Origin of the sequence: Streptomyces sp. NPDC093109, from assembly GCF_040701725.1 — a bacterium.
Taxonomy (GTDB): Bacteria; Actinomycetota; Actinomycetes; order Streptomycetales; family Streptomycetaceae; genus Streptomyces.
Map to the genome: position 1 here is coordinate 1 of NZ_JBFBEZ010000046.1, position 22,481 is coordinate 22,481.

The following is a 22,481-nucleotide window of genomic DNA, read 5'->3' on the forward strand; positions in this document are numbered from 1 at the left end:
GAAATGCCCTAGTAGCTCCGCTACGAGGGCCTCTCGGCGCCTTGCGATCGCACGCACCACGCCCCGCTCCCTGATCCAGATCACAACCCCACACAAGCCCTAGCTGAAACCCCCCGTGGCCCGGATGTTCTGGCCCGTGACCCAGCGGCCGTCGGGGCCCGCCAGGAAGCCGACCACGTCCGCCACATCGGCGGGCTGTCCCATCCGGCGCAGCGGTGTCATGCCGACGATCAGGTCGAGCATCTCGGGGGCGTTGGTGCCCCGGAGGAGTTCGGTGTCGGTGGCTCCCGGGGACACGGTGTTGGCCGTGATCCCTCGCGGCCCCAGCTCGTGCGCCACCACCGCCGTCAGCTGCTCGACCACCCCCTTGCTGGCCACGTACGGCACGATCCCCGGCGCGGGCCTGACGGTGTTGAGGCTGGAGATGTTGATGATCCGGCCGCCGTCGCGCATCCGGCGGGCCGCGTAACGGGTGGTGAGGAAGACGGACTTGGCGTTGACGGCCATGATCGTGTCGTACAGCTCCTCGTCGGTCTCCGCGAGCGGCACCGGCGTGAAGCTCCTGGCGGCGTTGTTCACCAGGATGTCGAGCTCCCCGAGGTGTTCCTCGGCGCGCTCCATCAGCCGCTCGCCCGCCCCCGGCTCCGTCAGGTCCAGCCGTAGCCCGAGGGCGCTGCCGCCCGCCTCCTCGACCGTACGGACGACCTCGGCGGCGGCCTCCTCGCTCCGCGCGTAGTTGAACACCACCCGCGCCCCGTCCCGGGCGAGGCGCTCCACGATCCCCCGTCCGATGCCCCGGGATCCCCCGGTGACGACCGCCGTCTTCCCCTTCAGCACTCCCACTGCCCACACCCTTCCAGGACGTGTCGCGAACGGCTTTCCGGCTCGCACAGGAACCTACGTCGTACGGGGCGGGCTCAAACAGGGGGCGTGCGCGGCGCGCACGGCCGGGAACGCGCCACGGTTCCGCGCGAGGGCCGCGGGCGGTCCGTATCCGCCGCGCAACACGCTCTTCGTACCGCGGTGCCGTGCTCCCGGTCCGATTACCCTCGTCCGAGTTCGGCGCGCCACGCACCAGGACATCCAGCGAAACGTCCGCTTAACGAACACGCAATTTCGGGCAACGAACGTTTCCGGCCAACTTGTTGACGCGCTCCTGACAGGGAGGGTTCACCCCTGCCACTCTTCCCCCGTTCTCCGCAGCACCTCGCTCCGCAGCACCTTGCTCCGCTTGCTCTGCCCGGGCGGCTGGTCCCCAGTCGCCCGTACCCCCCTCGCAGAAGGAGTTCGCGTGAGACCTGATCGACCTGCCACCGGCCGCCGCGCCACCGCGACCGGCGCCCTGATCGCCGCCGCCGCCCTGCTCGCCGTCGGTGTGCAGACCGGCACGGCCGCCGCCCAGCCCGACAGCGCCCCGGCCGCCGCCCGCGCGGGCAAGGCCGACCCCGGCGCGCTGCCGCGTACGCTCTCCCCGGCCCAGCGCACCGCGCTGATACGTGAGGCCGACGCCACCAAGGCGGCGACCGCCAAGGGCCTCGGCCTGGGCGCGCAGGAGAAGCTCGTCGTACGGGACGTCGTCCAGGACGTCGACGGCACCACGCACACCCGGTACGAGCGCACGTACGAGGGCCTCCCGGTCCTCGGCGGGGACCTCGTCGTCACCACCTCGAAGGCCGGCGCGACCGAGACCGTCAGCAAGGCGTCCACCGCCACGCTGAAGAACGTCCCGACGGCCGCCGCCATCACGCCCGCCAAGGCCGAGAAGCAGGCGCTGGCCGCCGCCGCGGCCTCGGAGTCGAAGGCGAACGACGCCACGGACATCGCCACCGAGACCGCGCCGCGCAAGGTGGTCTGGCTGGCGGAGGGCTCGAAGAACACGCCCGTCCTCGCGTACGAGACGGTCATCGGCGGGTTCCAGCACGACGACACGCCCAACGAGCTGCACGTCATCACCGACGCGGCCACCGGCGCCAAGCTGTACGAGTGGCAGGCCGTCGAGAACGGCGTGGGCAACTCCCAGTACAGCGGCACGGTCGAGCTGGGCTCCACCGCGTCGGGCTCCACGTTCAACCTCACCGACGGCGGGCGCGGCAGCCACCGTACGTACAACCTCAACCGCGGTACGTCCGGCACCGGCACGCTCTTCTCGAACTCCACGGACACCTGGGGCAACGGCCTGCCGGCCAACCTGGAGACCGCGGGCGCCGACGCGGCCTACGGCGCCGGGCTCACCTGGGACTACTACAAGAACGTGTTCGGCCGCTCCGGCCTGAAGGGCGACGGCGTCGGCGCGTACTCCCGCGTCCACTACAGCAGCGGCTACGTCAACGCCTTCTGGCAGGACAGCTGCTTCTGCATGACGTACGGCGACGGCTCGGGCAACACCCGGCCGCTGACGTCCATCGACGTCGCCGCCCACGAGATGACGCACGGCCTCACATCCGTCACCGCGAAGCTCAACTACAGCGGTGAGTCGGGCGGTCTCAACGAGGCCACCTCCGACATCTTCGCGGCGGCCGTCGAGTTCTACGCCGACAACCCGAACGACCCGGGCGACTACCTCGTCGGCGAGAAGATCAACATCAACGGCAACGGCACCCCGCTGCGCTACATGGACAAGCCGAGCCGCGACGGCGTCTCGCGCGACTACTGGTCCTCGACGCTGGGCAGCGTGGACGTCCACTACTCCTCGGGCCCGGCCAACCACTGGTACTACCTGATCTCCGAGGGCAGCGGCGCCAAGACGATCAACGGCGTGGCGTACGACTCCCCGACCTACGACGGCCTTCCGGTGACGGGCATCGGCCGTGAGAAGGCCTCGGAGATCTGGTACAAGGCGCTCACCACCAAGTTCGTCTCGACGACCAACTACGCGGCGGCCCGCGTCGGCACCCTCGCCGTCACGGCCGACCTCTACGGCACGGACAGCGCCGAGTACAAGTCCGTCACGGACGCGTGGGCGGCCATCAACGTCGGTGCCCGGCCGGGCACCGGTGGCGGCGGGACGGGCCAGGTCTTCTCCAGCTCGACGGTCGTCTCCATCCCGGACAACGGCCCGGCGGTCTTCTCGCCGCTCACGGTCTCGGGTGTCACGGGCAACGCCCCGTCGTCCCTCCAGGTCGACGTGGACATCACGCACACCTGGCGCGGTGACCTGGTCATCGACCTGGTGGGCCCGAGCGGTACGGCGTACCGGCTGAAGAGCTCCGCGAGCGGCGACTCGGCGCCGAACGTGAACGAGACGTACTACGTGAACGCGTCGTCGGAGACGGCGAACGGCACGTGGCAGCTCAAGGTGCAGGACGTCCTCACCCGGGACACCGGCCAGCTCAACGGCTTCAAGCTCACCTTCTGACGCGGTGACGCGGTGACGCGGTAACGAACCGACGCAGACAGCCGCCCGGGGCATCACGCCCCGGGCGGCTCCGCGTTTCCCCCGGGATCCGGCGCCCCGGTGGCCTGTGGCAGCGTGTCTCTCTGCCATCTCCCACGTATCCCGACGCAGAAAGAGGCGCGTACCCGGTGCTCACCTATGGGGACATCAAGCAGGCCGCGGACCGTACGGCGGGCGCGGTGCGCCGTGTGCCGGTCGCGCCGGCGGACACTCCGGATCTCTGGCTGGCGCTGGAGTACCTCCAGCACACGGGCTGCTTCAAGGCGCGGGGCGCGCTGAACTTCCTGCGCGCCCACACGGAGGCCGGCTCCCTCCCGGCGGCCGGCGTCACCATCGCCTCGGGCGGCAACGCGGGCCTCGCCTGCGCGTGGGCCGCGCGCGGTCTCGGCGTACGGGCCACGGTCTTCCTCCCGGAGACGGCGCCGCCGGTCAAGGTGGCGCGGCTGCGTTCGTACGGAGCCGAGGTGCGGCTGGTGGGGGCCGTCTACGCCGAGGCGCTGGCCGCCTGCCAGGACTTCGCCGCCGGGACGGGCGCGCTCGCCTCGCACGCGTACGACCATCCGCTGATCGCGGCCGGCGCGGGCACCCTCCTGGACGAGATCCGCGAGCGGCTCCCCGCCCTGGACACGGTGGTGGTCGCGGTGGGCGGCGGCGGGCTCTTCGCGGGCGTCGCCACGGCCGCGCTGCACCACGGCGTACGGGTGGTCGCCGTCGAGCCGGAGCACTGCCGCGCGCTGAACGCGGCGCTCGAAGCGGGCCGGCCCGTGGACACCCCGGTCGACTCGGTCGCCGCGGACTCCCTGGGCGCCACCCGCGTCTCGGCGGACGCCCTGTACGCGGCCCAGCAGGACGGCGCCCGCAGCGTGCTGGTCCCCGACGCCGCGATCACCGCGGCCCGCCGGACCCTCTGGGCCGACCACCGCATCGCCGTGGAACACGGCGCCGCGACCGCTCTGGCGGCGCTCACGGCGGGCGCGTACGTACCGGCCGAGGGCGAGAAGGTCTGCGTCGTGCTCTGCGGTGCGAACACGGACGTGACGACGCTGACGGGCGAGTAGACCTCCCGCTTTTGCCGAGTCGGCAAGGTTTCTTGCCACCTCGGAACCTCCGGGCGGACGATCGGGTCGTCAACGCGAACGGAGGTACCGCGCATGAGGGACATGAGCGAGCAGAGGAACCGCCACTACGACGTCGTGATCGTCGGTGGCGGGGCCGCCGGGCTGAGCGGCGCGCTGGTGCTGGCGCGGGCCCGGCGGTCGGTACTGGTGGTGGACGCGGGCGAGCCCCGTAACGCGCCGGCCGCCGGCGTGCACGGCTATCTGGGGCTGGACGGGATCTCGCCCCCGGAGCTGCTGGCGACCGGGCGCGACGAGGTCGCGGCGTACGGCGGCACGGTCGTGGACGGCCGGGTCGTCGCGGCCGAACCGCTGGAAGGCGGCGGGTTCCGGGTCGTGCTCGACGACGGGTCGTCCGTCACGGCGGCGCGGCTGCTCGTGACCACCGGGCTGGTCGACGAGCTGCCCGAGGTGCCGGGAGTGGCCGGGCGCTGGGGCCGGGACGTACTGCACTGCCCGTACTGCCACGGCTGGGAGGTGCGCGACGAGCGGGTCGCGGTGCTGGCGACCGGGCCGTTCGCCGTCCACCAGGCGCTGCTGTGGCGGCAGTGGAGCAAGCACGTCACCCTGCTCCTGCACACCGCGGCCGAACCGACGGACGAGGAGTACGAGCAGCTCGCCGCCCGCGAGATCGCCGTGGTGGACGGCGAGGTGACGGGCCTGGAGGTGGAGACCACCGGGGCCGGCGACCGGCTCGCCGGGGTGCGGCTGGCCGGCGGCCGGGTGCTGCCCTGCCGGGCCCTGGTGGTCACGCCCCGGTTCACCGCCCGCGCCGGTTTCCTCGCCGGTCTCGGCCTCACCCGCACCGATGTGGTGTGGTCGGGGCAGGTGATCGGCTCGGCCGTCGCCGCCGATCCCACCGGCGCCACGGAGGTTCCCGGGGTGTGGGTGGCGGGCAACGTCAGCAACGTCGTCGCCCAGGTCGGCGCCGCCGCGGCGGCGGGCGCCGCTGCCGCCGCCGCGATCAACGCCGATCTCGTCGACGAGGACATCCGCCGCGCCGTCGCCGAGCGCCGTACCCCCTTCTCCGCCCAGCGCGAGCGGGAGGCCGCCGAGCGCACCATGACCCCGCACCGGCACGGTCTCCGTACCGCCGACGACGGTTCCTCCGCCGCCCACGCGCGGTTCTGGGACGACCGCTACCGCGAGCAGAACCGCATCTGGAGCGGCCGGCCCAACGCCACCCTGGTCACCGAAACCGCCGGTCTGACGCCGGGCACCGCGCTGGATCTGGGCTGCGGCGAGGGCGGCGACGCGATCTGGCTCGCCCGGCAGGGCTGGCGCGTCACCGGTACCGACATCTCCACCGTCGCCCTCGGCCGGACCGCCGAGCACGCGGCGGAGGCCGGCGTGGCCGATCAGGTCGCCCTGGAGCGGCACAACTTCGCGGAGTCCTTCCCCGCAGGAAGCTTCGACCTGGTCTCGGCGCACTTCCTGCACTCCGAGTACGACATGCCGCGCGAGGAGATCCTGCGCAGGGCGGCCGGTGCCGTCGCTCCCGGCGGGGTGCTGCTGGTCGTCGGCCACCACACCCTGCCCGCCTGGGCGGAGCACCTGCACCACATCTCGCTCCCCTCGGCGCAGGAGGTCCTCGACTCCCTCGAACTGCCCGCCGGGGCCTGGGAGGTGCTCACCCAAGCGGACCACGAGAGCGAGGCCATCAGCCCCGACGGGCGCCCCGGCACCCGTACGGACTGCGTCCTCAAGGTCCGGCGCCGCTGAGTGTGCGGGCGGGGGCGGCCGGCCTCCACACCGGCCGCCCCCGCCCCGTCCTCCGTCAGCGCATCAGGACCCCCGCGCCCTCCCCCGTCGCCTCCGTCGGCAGCGCCACCAGCCCCAGGTCCGCGCTGGTGGCCAGCAGCGGATGGGCGGGCAGGACGCGGACGGTGTAGCCGTACGGGCCCGTGCGGTCGAGGGCGAGCGGGCCCTCGTACACCCAGCGGCCGTCCAGATCCGGGCCTGCCGCGGGTTTGAGCGGGAACGTCCGGGCGTCCGCGATCGTGTCGTCGTCGCCGACCCGGCCCGCGACGGCCTGCACCTCCACGTCCTCCGGGCGGAGTTCGCCCAGGGCGACGTTCACCCGCAGGGACAGGGTGGAGCCCAGCTCCGCACCGGCCCCGGCTCCGCCCCCGCCGCCCGTTCCGCTCGCCGCGACCGCCTCCACATGGTCGACCGAGACATACGGCCACAGCGTGCGCGTACGGTACTTCCACGCCGCCAGCTCCGTCGCCGTGGCGCCGTCGAGCGCGCGGTGGGCGCCGGCCGCCGGTGCGTACAGCCGGGTCACGTAATCCCGGACCATCCGGTCCGCCAGCACCTTCGGACCCAGTTCGGTCAGGGTGCGGCGGACCATCGCGATCCAGCGGTCGGGCAGCCCGGCCGGCCCGCCCCGGTCGTAGAAGCGCGGCGCGATGCGGTCTTCGAGGAGTTCGTAGAGGGCGTTCGCCTCCAGGTCGTCGCGCCGGTCCTCGTCCGCGTGCGCGCCGTCGGCGGTCGGGATGGCCCAGCCGAAGTCCGGGTCGAACCACTCGTCCCACCAGCCGTCCAGCACCGACAGGTTGAGACAGCCGTTCAGCGCGGCCTTCATCCCGCTCGTGCCGCACGCCTCCAGCGGGCGCAGCGGGTTGTTGAGCCAGACGTCGCAGCCCGGGTAGAGGTTCTGCGCCATTCCCATCCCGTAGTCGGGCAGGAAGACGATGCGGTGCCGTACGCGCGGGTCGTCGGCGAACCGCACCAGCTCGCGCACCAGCCGCTTGCCGCCGTCGTCCGCCGGGTGGGCCTTGCCCGCGACGACGATCTGGACCGGCCGCTCGGGGTGGAGCAGCAGATTCGTCAGCCGCTCGCGGTCGCGCAGCATGAGCGTGAGGCGCTTGTACGAGGGGACGCGGCGGGCGAAGCCGATGGTGAGGACGTCGGGGTCGAGGACGCCGTCGATCCAGCCGAGTTCGGCGGCCTCGGCACCGCGCCCGAGCCAGGAGGCGTGCAGCCGGGTCCGTACCTCCCCGACGAGCCGCTCGCGCAGCGCGCGCCTGACGTCCCAGAGGGCGGCGTCGGGGATCTCCCCGGCCGGGCCGAGCCGGGTGACCTCGGGCGCGGTCCAGGTCGGCGCGTGGACGCCGTTGGTGATGGAGGTGATGGGCACCTCAGCCGGGTCGAAGTGGGGCCAGAGCCCGGCGAACATCTCGCGGCTGACGGCGCCGTGCAGGGTGGAGACGCCGTTGGCGCGCTGGGCGAGCCGCAGGCCCATGACGGCCATGTTGAACAGGTGCGGCTCGCCGCCCGGGTAGGTCTCCAGGCCGAGGCCGAGGACGCGTTCCGCGGCGACGCCGGGGAGTTCGCCGTCGTCGCCGAAGTGGCGGGCGATCAGCTCACGGTCGAAGCGGTCGATGCCGGCGGGGACGGGCGTGTGGGTGGTGAAGACCGTACCGGCGCGGACGGCCTCCAGCGCGGCTTCGAAGCCGAGTCCGGTGGATTCAGGACCGTCCTCCGTGGCGCCGTCCTCCGTGGCGCCGTCCTCGGTGTCGTCCCCGGATCCGGTACGGCTGTCGCCCGCCATCAGCTCGCGGATCCGCTCCAGGCCCAGGAAGCCGGCGTGCCCCTCGTTGGTGTGGAAGACCTCGGGCGCCGGGTGACCGGTGAGCCGGCAGTACGCCCGTACGGCCCGGACGCCGCCGATGCCGAGCAGCATCTCCTGGAGCAGCCGGTGTTCGCTGCCGCCGCCGTAGAGCCGGTCGGTGACATCGCGTTCGCCGGGGCCGTTCTCCTCGACGTCCGAGTCGAGGAGCAGCAGCGGGACGCGGCCGACGCGCGCCTGCCAGACGGCGGCGCGCAGCGAGCGGTGGCCCGGCAGGGTGAGGGCGACGCGGACGGGGGTGCCGTCGGTCTCGCGGAGCGGGGTCAGGGGCAGTTCGTCGGGGTCGAGGACGGGGTACTGCTCCTGCTGCCAGCCGTCGCGCGACAGGGACTGGCGGAAGTAGCCGTGCCGGTAGAGCAGTCCGACGCCGATGAGCGGCACGCCGAGGTCGCTGGCGGCCTTGAGGTGGTCCCCGGCGAGGATGCCGAGCCCGCCGGAGTACTGCGGCAGGGCGGCCGTCACGCCGAACTCCGGCGAGAAGTAGCCGATGGCGGCGGGCAGCGCGCCACCGCCCCCCTCGCCTCCGCCGCCGTCCTGCTCCTGGTACCAGCGGTCACCGCGCAGGTAGGTGTCGAGATCGGCGGCGGCGGCGGTGAGCCGGTCGAGGAAGGGGCGGTCCCCGGCCAGCTCGGCGAGGCGTGCGGCGGACACCTCCCCGAGCAGCCGTACGGGGTCGGCGCCGGCCCCCCGCCGGCCGGCCGGGTCGACGGCCTCGAAGAGTTCTCGGGTCTCGGTGTGCCAGGACCAGCGCAGGTTCCGGGCGAGGTCGCTGAGCGGTTGGAGTGGTTCGGGCAGGACGGGGCGGACGGTGAACCGACGGATTGCCTTCACGTGTTCCACCTTCGCAGGGGGCGTGCGAGCCGGGGGACGGGCGAGCCGGGGGACGCACGACGCTGTGCGCCCCGCCGTCGCTTTCGACGGTAGCCCCACCGTGCCCTCGGCGACCACGGCGCACTCGCGCACTCACCCGTGCGCCTCCGCGCCCCGCCCGGGGCGTCGCATTTCGTGTCCGTGTTTCGGATGAGGCGCGCCGGGGGCCCGTCCGTACGCCCCAGTAGTTAACAATCCGCCGGATTGCTCACCCGAGAGGAGTGGGAAGGCTCCTGCGGTACGCACGGCCCGCCCGCCGGCCGGCACACACGGCGCGTACTTACCGCACACGAGCGCGTCTCCACACGATTCCAGCGCTATTCGAGTGAACGCGGACAGGAGCGGCCATGCTCGCAGCCTCCCAGTCGTCCATCGAGCAGCTACAAAGAACTTTCAAACCGTCAAAATTCGGCCAAACCTCTCATTCCGACCCCGCCGCACCGGTTCCAGTCGTTTCATCGACTCCATCCGCTGCACCCGCTCCACCCGCCCTGCCTGTCACGCCCGCACAGCACTCAGGTGATCCCGTGAAACCGCTGATTGGCCGTATCCCCGTCCTGGACGTACGCCCGCTCGTCGACTGCGGCAGACGCCCCGCGAAGGCGGTGAGCGGTGAGTCCTTCCAGGTCACCGCGACCGTCTTCCGCGAGGGCCATGACGCCGTCGCGGCCAATGTCGTCCTCCTGGACCCCGGTGGCCGCCCCGGCCCCTGGACCCCGATGACCGAACTCGCCCCCGGCACCGACCGCTGGGGCGCCGAGGTCACCCCGACCGAGGAAGGCCGCTGGTCCTACACCGTCGAGGCGTGGAGCGACCCCGTCGCCACCTGGCGCCACGCCGCCACCATCAAGATCCCGGCGGGCGACGACCCGAAGGACATCGCGCTCGTCCTCGCCGAGGGCGCCGCGCTGTACGACCGGGCCGCCGCCGGGGTGCCGAAGCGTGACGGGCGGGAGACCGTCCTGGCCGCCGCCGACACGCTGCGCGACACCGCGCTGCCCGCCCGGGCGCGGCTGGACGCGGCGCTCGCCCCGGAGGTCGACGCGGTGCTCGCGCGCCATCCGCTGCGTGATCTGGTCACCGCCTCGCGCCCGGCGCCGCTGCTGGTGGAGCGCCGGCGCGCACTGTACGGCTCGTGGTACGAGCTGTTCCCGCGCTCCGAGGGCGCGGTGGTCAGGAAGGGCGAACCGCCGGTCGAAGGCACGTTCAGGACGGCCGCCGAGCGGCTGCCCGCGGTGGCCGCGATGGGCTTCGACGTGGTGTATCTGCCGCCCATCCACCCCATCGGCACCACCCACCGCAAGGGTGCCAACAACAGCCTGACCGCCGGGCCCGACGATGTCGGTGTGCCCTGGGCGATCGGCTCGGCCGACGGCGGCCACGACGCGATCCACCCCGCGCTGGGCACGATCGAGGACTTCGACCACTTCGTGGAGACGGCCCGCACCCTGCGGATGGAGATCGCGCTCGACTTCGCGCTCCAGTGCTCGCCGGACCACCCCTGGGTCACCAAGCACCCCGAGTGGTTCCACCACCGCGCGGACGGCTCGATCGCGTACGCCGAGAACCCGCCGAAGAAGTACCAGGACATCGTCCCGATCGCCTTCGACAGCGATCTGCGCGGCCTGGTCCGGGAGACCGTGCGGGTACTGCGGTACTGGATGGGTCACGGCGTACGGATCTTCCGCGTCGACAATCCGCACACGAAACCGGTGCTCTTCTGGGAGAAGGTGATCGCGAACGTCAACCGCACCGACCCGGATGTGATCTTCCTGGCCGAGGCGTTCACCCGGCCGGCGATGATGCGCACGCTCGCCGCGGTCGGCTTCCAGCAGTCGTATACGTATTTCACGTGGCGGAACGGCAAGGGGGAGCTGACGGAGTACCTGACGGAGCTGTCGGGCGAGTCCGCCGCGTCGATGCGGCCGAACTTCTTCGTCAACACGCCCGACATCCTGCACTCCTACCTCCAGAACGGCGGCCGGCCGGCGTTCGAGGTCAGAGCCGTACTCGCCGCGACTATGTCCCCGTCATGGGGCGTGTACGCGGGATATGAACTCTGCGAGAACTCCCCCGCCAAACCGGGCAGCGAGGAGTACCTTGACTCGGAGAAGTATCAGCTGAGGCCCCGGGACTGGGAAGCGGCCGAGCGTGAGGGCCGTACGATCGCCCCCCTGATCACCACGCTGAACCGGATCAGACGGCGGCACCCCGCCCTCCAGCAGCTGCGTGACATCCACTTCCACCACGCCGACAACGACGCGGTCATCGCGTACAGCAAGAGGTCGGGCACGGACATCGTTCTGGTGGTCGTCAACCTCGACCCTCACCACACCCAGGAGGCGACGGTCTCGTTGGACATGGAGCGGCTCGGCCTCTCCCGGCACGAGACCGTTCCGGTACGCGACGAGCTGACCGGCCAGACCTATCACTGGGGCAGCTCCACCTATGTGCGCCTAGAGCCGGGCGTCACGCCCGCGCACATCGTGGTGCTGCGACCGTCCCCGCCGATCGGAGGGTCACCCACATCATGATCGTCAATGAGCCCGTCCACGACACGTTCGAGGACACCCCGGCCAAGGACCGCCATCCCGACTGGTTCAAGCGAGCCGTCTTCTACGAAGTCCTGGTGCGTTCGTTCCAGGACAGCAACGGCGACGGAATCGGCGACCTCAAGGGAATCACCGCCAAACTGGACTATCTCCAGTGGCTCGGTGTCGACTGTCTCTGGCTGCCGCCCTTCTTCAAGTCGCCGCTGCGCGACGGCGGCTACGACGTCTCCGACTACACGGCCGTCCTCCCGGAATTCGGCGATCTCGCCGATTTCGTGGAATTCGTCGACGCCACGCACCAGCGCGGTATGCGTGTGGTCATCGACTTCGTCATGAACCACACGAGCGATCAGCACGAGTGGTTCCAGGAGTCCAGAAAGGACCCCGAGGGGCCGTACGGCGACTACTACGTCTGGGCCGACGACGACAAGCAGTACCAGGACGCCCGGATCATCTTCGTCGACACGGAGACGTCCAACTGGACCTTCGACCCGGTCCGCAAGCAGTACTACTGGCACCGGTTCTTCTCCCACCAGCCGGATCTCAACTACGAGAACCCGAAGGTGCAGGAGGAGATCATCTCCGCGCTGCGGTTCTGGCTCGACCTGGGCATCGACGGCTTCCGGCTGGACGCCGTGCCGTATCTGTACCAGCGGGAGAACACGAACTGCGAGAACCTGCCGGCGACCCACGCGTTCCTCAAGCGGGTCCGCAAGGAGATCGACGCGCACTACCCGGACACGGTGCTGCTCGCCGAGGCGAACCAGTGGCCGGAGGACGTCGTCGACTATTTCGGCGATTTCCAGAAGGGCGGCGACGAATGCCATATGGCGTTCCACTTCCCCGTGATGCCGCGCATCTTCATGGCGGTACGGCGCGAGTCCCGCTATCCGGTGTCGGAAATCCTGGCGAAGACCCCGGCGATCCCGACCGGCTGCCAGTGGGGAATCTTCCTGCGCAACCATGACGAGCTGACCCTCGAAATGGTCACGGACGAAGAACGCGACTACATGTACGCGGAGTACGCGAAAGACCCACGGATGCGGGCCAATATCGGCATCCGGCGGCGGCTCGCCCCGCTGCTGGACAACGACCGCAACCAGATCGAGCTGTTCACGGCGCTGCTGCTGTCGCTGCCCGGCTCCCCGATCCTCTACTACGGGGACGAGATCGGGATGGGCGACAACATCTGGCTGGGCGACCGGGACGCCGTACGGACCCCGATGCAGTGGACGCCCGACCGGAACGCGGGCTTCTCCTCCAGCGACCCCGGCCGGCTCTATCTGCCGACGATCATGGATCCGGTCTACGGGTACCAGGTCACCAATGTGGAGGCGGCGATGGCGTCGCCGTCCTCGCTGCTGCACTGGACGCGCCGGATGATCGAGATCCGGAAGCAGAACCCGGCCTTCGGGCTCGGTTCGTACACCGAGCTGCCGTCGTCGAACCCGGCGGTGCTGGCGTTCCTGCGCGAGGCGCCCTCGGAGCGCGGGGACGGCGACGACCTGGTGCTCTGCGTACACAACTTCTCGCGGTTCGCGCAGCCCACGGAGCTGGACCTGAAGACGTTCAGCGGACGGCATCCGGTGGAGCTGACCGGCGGGGTGCGGTTCCCCGCCATCGGCGAGTGGCCGTACCTGCTGACGCTCGCGGGTCACGGCTTCTACTGGTTCCGACTGCGGAAGGACGGCACACCGGCGTGACCCGGTGGTCACATACGCCTGATGCGATGGTCCCGGCGACCCGATCCGGTGGCCGCGGTGCCTGACGCGATGGCCACTGCGGCCTGATCCGGTGGTCCCGTGCGCGGCGGTTTCTTCCGCTTCGCACGGGGCACGCTCCTCTGCACATCCCGTTCGATTCCACATCCAGTTCGATCGATTCGATCAAATTCGTATCAGGTTCGTACGGAATCGATCCGTACGGATCATCCTCACCCGACACGTCCCGCACAGCCGGACAGCCATTGCCGCAATCCGGGACACTCTGCGCATCCTGTGGTGTGCCCGGGGAAAGGACGCGATGCCATGTCGAAGGCTGCATCCACCCGGATTACCCCGCGCCTTCTCAACGCTTCGCCCGCTGAGGTGCCCGCCGTGTCGCCCGCCCCGCCGTCCGCCGACGCGCGCGCGCTGGTCGGCTCGCTCGCGCCGCTGCTCCACGACTGGCTGCCGCGCAGGCGCTGGTTCGCGGGCAAGGGCCGCCCGATCACCGGCTTCGTGCCAGTGGCGGTCACGGAGCTGCTGCCGATGGCCGCGGGTGGTCCGGGGCTGCTGCATCTGCTCGTACGGGTCGAACAGCGCGGCGGACCTGGGTCCGCGCCGTCGATCCCGCCGTCCGCCGTCCCACCGGGCGCGGCCTCGTCGCCGCCCGCGCCGGCGGCCGGTGACTGCTACCAACTGCTGATCGGGGTCAGAGCGTCGCTGCCGCCCCAGCTGGCGTCCGCGCTGATCGGCCGGGTGGACCGGGGACCGCTGGCCGGCCACACCGTCTACGAGGGCCTGCACGATCCGCTGCTGGCCGAACTCCTGCTGGACCGGCTGCGGACGCCCGGCGCGCCGGGACCGCTGCGGTTCGACCGGACGGACCCGATCCCGGCCGGGCTCACCGGGCGGCTGCTCGACGCCGAGCAGTCGAACTCGTCCCTGGTGTACGGGGACGGAGCCACCGGGACCGCCGGGGACGGCGAGGGCGCCGGGGGTGACGCGTACATCCTCAAAATCCTGCGCCGGGTCTTCCCCGGCCCGCATCCGGATCTGGAACTGCCGCTCGCGCTGGCCGCCGAGGGCTGCGGGCGGGTGCCCGCGCCGGTCGGCTGGTTCGAGGCGGCCGACCCGGCGGGCGGCGGCGACACCCTCACCCTCGGTGTGCTCCAGCCGTATCTGCGCGGTTCGCGGGACGGCTGGCAGCTGGCGCTGACCGCGCTCACGCACGGCGGTGAGTTCACCGCCGAGGCCCGCGCGCTCGGGCGGGCCACCGCCGAGGTGCACACCGCGCTGGCCCGCGCGCTGCCCACCGTCACCCTCGGCCGGCGGCAGACGTCGCTGGTCGCCACCGGCATGAACGAGCGGCTGACGGCGGCGGCGCAGGCGGTGCCCGCGCTCCGGCCTTACGTTCCCGGGCTGCGCGCCGCCTTCGACGCGCTGGCCGGGCTGAACGAGGCCGGGCGCGGCCGGCCCGCGCAGCGCGTCCACGGCGATCTGCACCTGGGGCAGACGCTGCGGACCCCGGACGGCCGCTGGTCGGTGATCGACTTCGAGGGCGAGCCGGCCAGGCCGCTCGCGGAGCGGCGCCGTCCGCAGCCGCCGGTCCGCGATGTGGCGGGCATGCTGCGCTCCTTCGACTACGCGGCCCGCTCGCACGAACCGTGGCGCCCCGACTGGGCGGCGCGCTGCCGGGCCGCGTACTGCGAGGGCTACGCGGCGGCCTCCGGCACCGACCCGCGCGCGGAGCCGGAGCTGCTGCGCGCGTACGAGACCGACAAGGCGGTCTACGAGGTCCTGTACGAGGCCAGGCACCGCCCCGACTGGCTGCCCGTCCCGATGGCGGCGATCCGCAGGCTGGCCGCGGGCGCCTGACCGGGAGTGCCGGCCGCCGCTCCCCCGGACCCGATCCACCTCTCCCCCGTAACTCCCGTGACCCGTGACCCCCCGCCGAGGAGGCCCACCCCCGTGAGCGCCCGCACGCCGTCCGACCGTCCGCCCCAGCCGGAGAGCCCCGCCGCAGCCCGGTCGGTGCCGGCGCCCGCCCCCTCACCGAAGGCGAGGAAGAAAACCGCGCGCGGTGCCGCCAAACGGGGCCAGACCAAGGCACAGACACCGACGACTCCCCGCCCGCGCGCGAAGCCGGCCACCGCCGCCGCCGCCCCCGTCCCCCCGGGGACGCGGACCGCGCCGCCGCTCGACGCGGGTGACCGGGAGCGGCTGCTCGCCGGCGCGCACCACGATCCGCACGGGCTGCTGGGGGCACACCCGGTCACGGACCACTCGGGTACCGGTGCCGGTGCCGGTGCCGGGGTGCTGTTCCGCGCGCTGCGCCCGTACGCCCGTGCCGTCACGGTCGTCACCGACGGCGCGAGAACGCCGCTCGACGACGACGGGGACGGCCTCTTCTCCGGGGTGCTGCCGCTGGGCGACGTACCGGAGTACACGCTGCTCGTGCGGTACGGGGACACCGCCGAGAACCCCGACGAACTGGAGGTCCTGGACCCGTACCGTTTCCTGCCCGCGCTCGGCGATCTCGATCTGCATCTGATCGGCGAGGGCCGGCACGAGGAGCTGTGGCAGGCGCTGGGCGCCCGGGTCATGACCCACCAGGGGGTGACCGGCACCCGCTTCACCGTCTGGGCGCCCAACGCCCGAGGTGTGCGCGTCACCGGGGACTTCACCTACTGGGACGGCACGAGCCTGCCGATGCGGTCGCTCGGCTCCACCGGTGTGTGGGAGCTGTTCGTGCCGGGGATCGGCGACGGCGCGCTGTACAAGTTCGACATCGTCAGGCCGGACGGCACCCACACCGTGCGCGCCGACCCGATGGCCCGGCGCACGGAGGTGCCGCCCGCGACGGCGTCCGTCGTGACCGAGTCGCGCTACGAGTGGGGCGACGGGGAGTGGCTGGCGCACCGGGGGGACCGGCCGGTGCACGAGGCGCCGCTCTCCGTGTACGAGGTCCATCTCGCCTCGTGGCGACCGGGCCTGACGTACCGTCAACTCGCCACGCAGCTACCCGCGTACGTCAGGGACCTGGGCTTCACCCATGTGGAGCTGATGCCGGTCGCCGAGCATCCCTTCGGGGGCTCCTGGGGCTACCAGGTCACCGGCTTCTACGCGCCGACCTCGCGGATGGGCACGCCGGACGACTTCCGCTTCCTGGTGGACGCGCTGCACCGGGCGGGCATCGGGGTGATCGTCGACTGGGTGCCCGCGCACTTCCCGAAGGACGAGTGGGCGCTCGCGCGGTTCGACGGCAGACCGCTGTACGAGCCCGAGGACCCGCGGCGGGCCGAGCACCCGGACTGGGGGACGCTGGAGTTCGACTACGGCCGCACGGAGGTGCGCAACTTCCTTGTCGCCAACGCCGTTTACTGGTGCGAGGAGTTCCATGTCGACGGGCTGCGGGTCGACGCGGTCGCCTCGATGCTCTACCTCGACTACTCGCGCGAGGAGGGCCAGTGGTCGCCCAACGAGCGTGGCGGCCGGGAGAATCTGGACGCGGTGGCCTTCCTCCAGGAGATGAACGCGACCGTCTACCGCCGCTGTCCCGGTGTGGTGACGATCGCCGAGGAGTCCACCGCGTGGAACGGTGTCACCCGCGCCACCCACCATGTCGGCCCCGACGGCTTCGGCGGGCTGGGCTTCGGGCTGAAGTGGAACATGGGGTGGATGCACGACTCGCTGGAGTACATGGCCAAGGAGCCGGTGCACCGCAAGTACCACCACGGCGAGATGACGTTCTCCATGGTGTACGCGTACAGCGAGAACTACGTGCTGCCTATCTCGCACGACGAGGTGGTGCACGGCAAGCGCGCGCTGGTCTCCAAGATGCCCGGCGACTGGTGGCAGCAGCGCGCCGACGAACGCGCCTATCTGGGCTTCATGTGGGCACACCCCGGCAAGCAACTGCTCTTCATGGGGCAGGAGTTCGCCCAGGGCGCCGAGTGGTCCGAGGGCCACGGCCCCGACTGGTGGCTGCTGGACCCCTCGTACGCGGCGGAGAGCGACCACCGGGGCGTACGCGACCTGGTCCGCGACCTCAACAGGGTGTACGGCGCGACGCCCGCGCTCTGGGAGCGCGACACGGTGCCGGAGGGGTTCGCGTGGGTGGACGGGGACGCGGGCGAGGACAACGTCTTCGCGTTCCTGCGCTTCGACGCGACGGGCTCGCCCCTGCTGGCGGTCTCGCACTTCTCGCCGGTGGTCCGCGAGGGGTACCGGCTGGGCGTACCGGAGGAGTTCGGGGCGTGGACCGAGATCCTCAACACCGACGCGGCACAGTACGGCGGCGGCGGTGTGACCAACCCGGACCCGCTGAAGCCGGAACCGGTGGGCGCGCACGGCCGCCCGGTCTCGCTCCAGCTGACACTGCCGCCCCTGGCGACGCTCTGGCTCAGGCCCGCCTGATGTCCTGACGCACCGTCACTCCACGCGCCGACGGCACCAGTCGAAGCCCCGCCGGAACCACTCCGGCGGGGCTTGTCCATGCCGAGGCGCCGGCGTCGAGCCTGTGCGCCTGTTGGAGCACCGGGTGAGAGTCCCCCGGAATATGCCAGGTACTCCTTTCCGGTGCGTGGAATCAAGATCCGGGGAATGGCCGAGAGTCGCGGTTGTGAGGATCGGAAAGGCCGACGATGCTGGGACGGATTTCTTTCCGACGCGAGCCGGGCACCTCCACGGGACTTCCGCTCGTGGGCTGTTGCCGGGCGAATCACACGCGACTGTGGAGCGAATGTGAGTCGATCAACATTTCCCTCGGGAGAGCGACGCACACCCTGGAAGACGCACTACAGCACTTCGGTCTCCGATGGAATGCGGCAGCAGTGGTCGGAGTGGGTGGTCGAAGGGCTCACCCGGCATCTGCCGAGGCATCGGATAGCCGATTACTTCGCCGTCAAGGACGCTCTGCTCGGTGGAGCCGGGCACCGCCACGCGATCGCCGCCGAGAACGGCGACTGCGTGGGTCTGGCGACGGCATCACTCCGGGGTTACGACCACGGGGAGTTCCTCTACATCGAAACGCTGCTGGTCTCCGAGAAGCACCACGGGACCTTTCTCACACAGCAGTTGATCTCCGAACTCTTCGGCGGTGTCGTCAAGGATCTGGGAGATTTTCCCGATCTGGTGGCGATGAAGACCTACAACGCGCGCACCTACGTACTGATGAGCGCGTTCGCCGGCCCGGAGAGCAAGGCACTGCTCTATCCCCGGATCGACGGAACACCCTCGGACCATGCCGCTCGGACCACAGCGAGAGCGCTGGCCGAAGCGCTGGGGAGCGGCAGGGATTTCGATTCCGGGAGCGGTGTGGTCACCGGTGGCGGCGGCGAGGTTCCCGCCGATTTCTGGCCGGACTTTCCGGCGAGTCGGGACCAGCGGGTGAACACGTACTTCCAGCGGGAACTCACCCCGCACGACCGGCTCCTGTGCTTCATTGACTCCTCTCGCCCCGAGGCGAAGAAATCGATACGCACCCGCCTCGGAATCTGAGGAACGACGAGACAACACAACGGACGAGGAGTCCCGAGAATGGCAGAGTTCAAGACATCCGCCGGCGCCGGCCACGAATGGCTCCAGCGGAAGGGCTATCCGACGGGCGACCAGCTGGCGCCGGTGGCCTCCGCCCAGCAGTACGACGGGGGCGGGCAGTACGGGGTGGAGATCCCCGTCATCAACAGTTACCGCGAACTCGAACTGATGGCCGCTTCTCTGGAAGAGGCGGGCCTCGATGTGACCCGCTACAACGAGACGCGCGGCTCCATTCTGCTGTCGGACGCCGAGCTGAAGGACATGTTCGCGCTGTGCCGGGACCGCAGGCAGGGCATTCTCATCAGCCTCGGCCCGCGTCCGGAGTACGACATCAAGAGCACGTTCTACCGGACCCAGTTCGGGCTGGAGATGGGCCGGCAGATCAACAACCTCGACGCCTTCCGGGCCTGTGTGGAAGAGGCCCTCCGCCTCACCGAGCTGGGCTGCCGCGGCATAATCGTCTACGACCTCGGTGTCACCCGGGTGCTGTCCGAGATGCGGGCCGAGGGGGCCCTGCCGGCCGATCTGATCCTCAAGACGTCCAGCCACTGCATGGCCACCAACCCGTTCCTGGCGAAGATATTCGAGGAGAACGGCGCGGACAGCATCACCACCGCGCACGACCTCCTCCTGCCGGTGCTCCAGGAGACCCGTCGGCTCTGCCCCGACCTTCCGCTGGACGTTCCCATCGACGTCTACCGCACCAAGGGCGGGTTCATCCGCTTCTACGAGGCCGCCGAAATCCTGCAAGTGGCGGCGCCCATGATGCTCAAGATCGGGGCCGGCGCACAGAGCCATCCCTATGACCCGGTCGGCGAGTCCACCACACGGGAACGGGTCTCGCGCGTCGGCCGCACACTGGAAATGCTGGACCGCTATCTGCCGGACCGTACGCGCATTTCCGAGAAGAGCAAGCACAACTGCGTACCCGCCTGACCGCACCATCGAGAAGTTCGATTCCCCGCCCGGTATCCAGGATCCAGGAAGGACGAACAGCGATGACGGAAACCTCAGCGACAGAGCACGACGGCCGGCAGGAAGCCCCGACGGTCGAACCGGAGTTCAAGGCGGAGGTGGACACCCTCCTCCACTCCTTCGTGCAGCGGTTCTACAAGGAAGTGCCGGGAGCGGACCATCTGCTCCAGGACAAGCAGATCAACCTCGGGTACTACCGCCGGCACGTCATCGAGATCATCCTGCGCCTGCGGATGAAGCGCTGGATCGACGCCCTGACGATCCACTACTTCTGCAAGCACGACCCCAGGCTCGCGAAGAAGTGGTCCGCGTACACCGAGGACGAAATGCTGCACGACGGCATGTTCGCCAAGGACCTGGAGAAGGTGGGGGTGAGCCGCGAGGAAATCTACGCGAGCGAACCGCTGTTCAGCACCAAACTCCTCCAGGGCTACTTCTACTACGGCCTGGAGCACGAGGGCCGCCCGCTCGCCTCGCTGGCCAGCTCTTACTTCATCGAGAACATTTCCCTGCTGACCCAGCCGGACTGGGTGCGGAACGTGGAATCCGTTCTCGGCGACGGAATGACACGGGGGCAGCAGGCGCACATCGATCACGATCTGGAGGACGACCACAGCGACTTCGTCTGGAACGTCCTGATGACGTTCGTTGAATCGGACGACGACAAGCGGCGTATCGTCGACCACATCACCAACGTCTACCGGCTTTTCTGCGCCTGCTACGCCGAAATGTATGAACTTTACGGCAAGGACGACGGAGAGCGGGAGTCCAGCGGTCAGGGAGATGCCTCGGCCGCGATCGTACAGCAGCTCGTCACGGACTGACCTTCCTTTCCGGCACCTGCGCTACACTGCCGTCCCGCCGCCCTCAATGGCGGGCAGTTCCGCCTCGTAGGGGTTTTCGCCCCAGGTGTGAGAAAAGGTGTCAGCGCCATGCCTTCGTCCTTATCTGCCGCTCAGCGGAAGGGGACGCTGACCATCAGCGTCCAGAGCCGCGAGTGCAGCACCCTGCTGCTGGAGAACCTGCCCGGTTCGACCCTCTTTCCGGAACGCCCGGTGGGCGCGGCGATCATCAACGCACTGCGCCGGCCGGGTGATTCGGTGCTCTGTGTGACCGCGCCGAGAATGCGGGACGCCGAGGCGCAGATCGCGTACTTCAGCGATCTGGCCGTGTCCGCCGGGGCCGGTGACCCGGACGGCGGAAAGCCCCGGGACCGGGTCGAGGTCCTCTCGCTGGACGACTCCTCCTCTCGCTGGCTCAGCGAGAAGCTCCTCGACACGGAACGCCCGGAAGCGCGGGCGGCCCGGCGGCGGCTGACCGAGGCGGTGGCCGCCGCGCGGGCGGCGGGCGACGACGTCCGCCTCTCCGCCTTCGAGCCGTCGGCGAACCTGGAGTCACTCGCCGAGGACTTGGGCGTACCGGCCGACCAGGCCCCGGCTCGCTGCATTCCGCTGGGCACCAAGGCGGCGGGGCGCGCCCTCTTCCAGGATGCGGGCATCACCGTGGCCCCGGGCACGGCGGAGTACTTCGACCTCGACGGGCTGGTGGACGGCGTCCGTGCCCTGCTCGCCGGCGGCAGCCGCCGTCTGGTGCTCAAGCTCAGCAGTACGGCGTACGGCGCCGGCCTCGGCAACGCGATCGTCGATCTGACCGACCTGACGGATGCGGCGGATACGGCAGACAGGGCGGATAGGGCGGATACGGTCCGCGACCGGCTGGCCGGCAGCCAGGTGCTGGACGGCTCTCTCGGCTGGGCGGGTTTCCGCGCGGCCATCCCCGAAGCGGGCGTGCTGGCCGAGGAGCTGCTCGCCGGGGACGAACTGCGCAGCCCCAGCTACCAGGGCCGGATCCGGGACGGAGCCGTGGTGACGGTCGCCACGCATGAACAGGTCCTGGGCCCCAACAACCAGACCTACACCGGCAGTTCCTTTCCTGCGGCCGACGCGTACCGGAGCACGCTCATCGAGTACGGCAGGCGCGTCGGCGCGGCGCTGGTCCGGCACGGGGTCACGCACGGGGACTACGGGGTCGACTTCGTCACCGTACGCCGCGGCGAGGAATGGCAGGTGTACGGCATCGAGCTGAACCTGCGCGCCACTGGCACCCTGCACGCCTTCAACGCGGTGACGGGCCTGCTCGGCACGGTGCCCGACGACGACGGGGTGCTGTACGGCCCCGACGGTACGCCCCGCACGTATCTCGCGTCCGACAGCATCACCAGCCCGGCGTACCGGGGCCTCATGCCCGCCGGGCTGATCGACCTCGTCCGTGACTCGCCTCTGCACTGGAATCCCGCCGAGGGCAGGGGCGTTGTCCTCCATATGCTCAGCGCCCTTCCCGACTACGGGAAGTTCGGCGCGGTGTGCGTCGGGGCGGACCGGGCGGAGGCGGCCGAGCTGATGAGCCGGCTGCGCGCGCTGGCGGACGACTGGGCGGCGAACTCGCCGGCCCGCCCGGCCGGGGCGGACAGTGTGGCCGTACCTTCCGGGGGCTGAGCCTGGTCCGTACCGGAACTCCGGATGATCCTCGGCGCCGGCGTCATCGATGCCGTCGCCGAGGCGACGCCGGTCACACCCCTCACATCAGCGGGTTGGGGTGTGAGGTCCATGGCAGGCAGTGACCTTGAAGACCGCGATGCCCGCCTCGGCGGCCAGTGAGGCCGCCGGGTCGGGGACGGCGATGACGGGCTGGCGGCGGCGG

13 protein-coding genes are annotated in these 22,481 nt (G+C 70.8%); 11 read left to right on the forward strand and 2 right to left on the reverse strand.

Annotated elements, in window-relative coordinates; genetic code table 11:
* Positions 1–99 precede the first annotated feature (99 nt).
* Positions 100–837, reverse strand: coding sequence for a glucose 1-dehydrogenase (locus tag AB0389_RS31560; protein WP_366398993.1), 738 nt, complete (start codon positions 835–837; stop codon positions 100–102).
* A gap of 454 nt (positions 838–1,291) precedes the next feature.
* On the opposite strand from AB0389_RS31560, the gene AB0389_RS31565 reads away from it, so the two are divergent.
* The 3 genes from AB0389_RS31565 to AB0389_RS31575 all read left to right on the forward strand — a co-directional run bounded on the left by AB0389_RS31565 (position 1,292) and on the right by AB0389_RS31575 (position 6,231).
* Positions 1,292–3,355, forward strand: a complete 2,064-nt coding sequence (locus tag AB0389_RS31565) for a M4 family metallopeptidase (protein WP_366398947.1) — start codon at positions 1,292–1,294, stop codon at positions 3,353–3,355.
* A 167-nt stretch (positions 3,356–3,522) separates the two neighbouring features.
* A complete protein-coding gene (locus AB0389_RS31570; protein WP_366398948.1) occupies positions 3,523–4,452 on the forward strand; it encodes a threonine/serine dehydratase in 930 nt (309 codons plus the stop codon).
* Positions 4,453–4,554: 102 nt separating this feature from the next.
* Positions 4,555–6,231 carry an FAD-dependent oxidoreductase gene (locus tag AB0389_RS31575; RefSeq protein WP_366398949.1) on the forward strand — a complete coding sequence of 559 codons (1,677 nt, stop codon included), beginning with the start codon at positions 4,555–4,557 and terminating at the stop codon, positions 6,229–6,231.
* Positions 6,232–6,286: 55 nt separating this feature from the next.
* Here AB0389_RS31575 and glgP read toward each other — a convergent pair whose 3' ends face one another.
* Positions 6,287–8,974, reverse strand: coding sequence for an alpha-glucan family phosphorylase (gene glgP / locus AB0389_RS31580; RefSeq protein WP_366398950.1), 2,688 nt, complete (start codon positions 8,972–8,974; stop codon positions 6,287–6,289).
* A gap of 575 nt (positions 8,975–9,549) precedes the next feature.
* Here glgP and AB0389_RS31585 point away from each other — a divergent pair.
* The 8 genes from AB0389_RS31585 to AB0389_RS31620 all read left to right on the forward strand — a co-directional run bounded on the left by AB0389_RS31585 (position 9,550) and on the right by AB0389_RS31620 (position 22,276).
* Positions 9,550–11,547, forward strand: a complete 1,998-nt coding sequence (locus tag AB0389_RS31585) for an alpha-1,4-glucan--maltose-1-phosphate maltosyltransferase (protein ID WP_366398994.1) — start codon at positions 9,550–9,552, stop codon at positions 11,545–11,547.
* Positions 11,544–13,268, forward strand: a complete 1,725-nt coding sequence (gene treS / locus AB0389_RS31590; RefSeq protein WP_366398951.1) for a maltose alpha-D-glucosyltransferase — start codon at positions 11,544–11,546, stop codon at positions 13,266–13,268. The genes AB0389_RS31585 and treS overlap by 4 nt, the downstream gene beginning before the upstream one ends.
* 324 nt (positions 13,269–13,592) lie before the next feature.
* Positions 13,593–15,143: a maltokinase gene (locus tag AB0389_RS31595; protein WP_366398952.1), complete on the forward strand. Its 1,551-nt coding sequence runs from the start codon at positions 13,593–13,595 to the stop codon at positions 15,141–15,143.
* Between the two features lie 93 nt (positions 15,144–15,236).
* A complete protein-coding gene (glgB, locus tag AB0389_RS31600; RefSeq protein ID WP_366398953.1) occupies positions 15,237–17,684 on the forward strand; it encodes a 1,4-alpha-glucan branching enzyme in 2,448 nt (815 codons plus the stop codon).
* Positions 17,685–18,089: 405 nt separating this feature from the next.
* Positions 18,090–18,767 carry a hypothetical protein gene (locus tag AB0389_RS31605; RefSeq protein ID WP_366398954.1) on the forward strand — a complete coding sequence of 226 codons (678 nt, stop codon included), beginning with the start codon at positions 18,090–18,092 and terminating at the stop codon, positions 18,765–18,767.
* 39 nt (positions 18,768–18,806) lie between these two features.
* Positions 18,807–19,742, forward strand: a complete 936-nt coding sequence (locus AB0389_RS31610) for a hypothetical protein (protein ID WP_366398955.1) — start codon at positions 18,807–18,809, stop codon at positions 19,740–19,742.
* Between the two features lie 62 nt (positions 19,743–19,804).
* The gene (locus AB0389_RS31615) at positions 19,805–20,605 is read left to right on the forward strand and encodes a hypothetical protein (protein WP_366398956.1); all 801 of its coding nucleotides are present in this window, start codon (positions 19,805–19,807) and stop codon (positions 20,603–20,605) included.
* Positions 20,606–20,713: 108 nt separating this feature from the next.
* Entirely contained in the window at positions 20,714–22,276 is a 1,563-nt protein-coding gene (locus tag AB0389_RS31620; RefSeq protein ID WP_366398957.1) for a peptide ligase PGM1-related protein, read from the forward strand.
* The last annotated feature ends 205 nt before the right edge of the window (positions 22,277–22,481 follow it).

Excerpts from the sequence above, each read along its gene's own strand:
- AB0389_RS31615 (WP_366398956.1), top strand. The coding sequence starts at position 19,805 with ATGACGGAAACCTCAGCGACAGAGCACGACGGCCGGCAGGAAGCCCCG.
- AB0389_RS31620 (WP_366398957.1), top strand. The coding sequence starts at position 20,714 with ATGCCTTCGTCCTTATCTGCCGCTCAGCGGAAGGGGACGCTGACCATC.
- AB0389_RS31610 (WP_366398955.1), top strand. The coding sequence starts at position 18,807 with ATGGCAGAGTTCAAGACATCCGCCGGCGCCGGCCACGAATGGCTCCAG.
- AB0389_RS31595 (WP_366398952.1), top strand. The coding sequence starts at position 13,593 with ATGTCGAAGGCTGCATCCACCCGGATTACCCCGCGCCTTCTCAACGCT.
- AB0389_RS31575 (WP_366398949.1), top strand. The coding sequence starts at position 4,555 with ATGAGCGAGCAGAGGAACCGCCACTACGACGTCGTGATCGTCGGTGGC.
- treS (WP_366398951.1), top strand. The coding sequence starts at position 11,544 with ATGATCGTCAATGAGCCCGTCCACGACACGTTCGAGGACACCCCGGCC.
- AB0389_RS31605 (WP_366398954.1), top strand. The coding sequence starts at position 18,090 with ATGCGGCAGCAGTGGTCGGAGTGGGTGGTCGAAGGGCTCACCCGGCAT.